Genomic DNA, 1,764 nt, shown 5'->3' with positions numbered 1-1,764 from the left:
CCTAAATATCAATAAAAACAGAGCGCAACGTGTAAAACCGCGCAACATCTGCCCTATATAGATCAATCAGTTACGATCTGGCTGTAAAAATTTCCAAGGGGACTCGACCTCCGCTGACACTTGGCGCCGCTCTGCAAAAGTCCATTTTCGGCAGCCACGTCAATTTCTGAAATCGACCCGGTGCGGACATTCAGAAATGCCAGCGACCGTTCCAGTTGCCGCCTGCCACAAACGCTTTGCGCCCACTGCGCAGGACCGTCCAGCGGCCGACTAGGTAGACGTCGACGTCCAGTCGCCTACTATCGAAATTCCCCGTGCAACTCGTCACCATCGCGTAGATGGGTGTCGCTTCGGAAGCGCCAGACAGATACGCCACGCCGATCAAGCTTCGCTCAAAATCGAGCTCCTGAGATGGGCTGACTAGAGCGCGTTGCTCGAGCCTAAACTGGTCGATTTCCGGACCGCTGTTGCGAAAGCGGCCCGAGACCGTCACGAAGCCGTCGAGACCGATGGGCGTAGGACGCTCACTGAAGATAATTGTATCGTGGCCAACCCGGCAAGCAACTGCGACGTCTGGGACCGCCGTGAGCAAAGCCCCAACCAAACCGATCAAAATCAATTGCAGGTGCCGCATCAACTGAGGTTGGCACGGGTCGCGTCCGCTAGCCACCCCGAACAGACGTCGGCCGCGCCCGCTTCCCGGCCCGGAGGCCAACGTCTGCTTTCGGCGTAGAAGCCCAAGACTGAAATCGACCCATTGCGGACCTTCACTGCAATCGATCCATGACGGGGTGTGCAGCTTGTTTATTGAAGCGCCCGGCGGCGATTCAACTACCGGCCAATTAGTCGCCCTCCCGGCGAACTGATGCTATGGTGACGCCAAATCCAGGAGGGCGCGCGTCATGATGGAAGTTCTGTTCGCGATGGCCCTCGCAACGCAGGAGCCCGAGCGGACCCTGCCGCTGGGGGAGGTCAAACAAGCCGATCCTCTGGTGCTGGCACCGAAGGTGCTGCCACCTGAGACGGCTGACCGGATCACCGGGGGTTGGGTGCGACGCTACTGGGTCCCGGGGCAGGTCTACCGGGCGCTGTTCTGGGAACGGTCCCAGCCCGAGCGAGACGGAATCTGCGCCCGGCGGGTGCATGTGGTCTCGGCCGGCAATCCAAGCGCGCCCGGCAATCCTGACGATCCGGAGACCGTTTTGACCGTCATAGATCTGGGCTCGGGGGTGCAGTATGGGCCGTCCTATCCCGAGCCGGCGACTGAGGCGCGGTGCGCCGAGTTGATCGGCTATATCGGCGGGTCCGAGGGGCAGATGGACGGCCAGCTGGGGGCGCTCGGCCGGCTGACCGAGGCGATGCGGCTGGCAGCCGGGACGGATGAGTTGCCGTTCGCCCTCGAGTGTGATCCGCAGGAGTCGGCAACGGCATGTGACGATCCGAGGCGGGCCCTAGCGGAGCTGCCCTTGGGCAAGCTGCTGAGCGTTCAGCCAAGCCGACCCCTCCCGGCGCGCAACGCCTCCACGCCGCCGGGACCGCGGCTGTTCGTGCAGACGGACGCGCCCCGGACCTGGAACGCCGCCGAAGTCGAGTTCGACACCTCGGGGCCTGGCGCCAGGTCTTGGATCGTGACCGTGACCGGCGATGAGCAGGTCGAAACGGTGCGGCTTCGATCGGCGATGATCATCCGTCACTGACTCGGTCGTTCGCCAGACCTCGTCTGGGCGCGGGCCAGGACGGACCCCAATGTCCGCTTCCCACCCA

The 1,764-nt window shown here is 63.0% G+C and carries 2 protein-coding genes; one reads left to right on the top strand and one right to left on the bottom strand.

Going from position 1 to position 1,764, the window contains the following annotated elements; all coding sequences use genetic code 11:
* Positions 1 to 190: 190 nt before the first annotated feature.
* Positions 191 to 634 carry a hypothetical protein gene (locus tag BVE01S_RS16380; RefSeq protein ID WP_066629918.1) on the bottom strand — a complete coding sequence of 148 codons (444 nt, stop codon included), beginning with the start codon at positions 632 to 634 and terminating at the stop codon, positions 191 to 193.
* 268 nt (positions 635 to 902) lie between these two features.
* Here BVE01S_RS16380 and BVE01S_RS16375 point away from each other — a divergent pair, with 268 nt between their 5' ends.
* Positions 903 to 1,697 carry a hypothetical protein gene (locus tag BVE01S_RS16375; protein ID WP_066629915.1) on the top strand — a complete coding sequence of 265 codons (795 nt, stop codon included), beginning with the start codon at positions 903 to 905 and terminating at the stop codon, positions 1,695 to 1,697.
* Positions 1,698 to 1,764: the final 67 nt, after the last annotated feature.

This window comes from Brevundimonas vesicularis NBRC 12165, from assembly GCF_001592205.1.
Lineage (GTDB): Bacteria > Pseudomonadota > Alphaproteobacteria > Caulobacterales > Caulobacteraceae > Brevundimonas > Brevundimonas vesicularis.
Note: the sequence above shows the minus strand (reverse complement) of the source record. Positions and strands in the feature narration are given on the sequence as shown.

Coding starts and splice junctions, on each gene's coding strand:
- BVE01S_RS16380 (WP_066629918.1), bottom strand. CDS start 634: ATGCGGCACCTGCAATTGATTTTGATCGGTTTGGTTGGGGCTTTGCTC.
- BVE01S_RS16375 (WP_066629915.1), top strand. CDS start 903: ATGATGGAAGTTCTGTTCGCGATGGCCCTCGCAACGCAGGAGCCCGAG.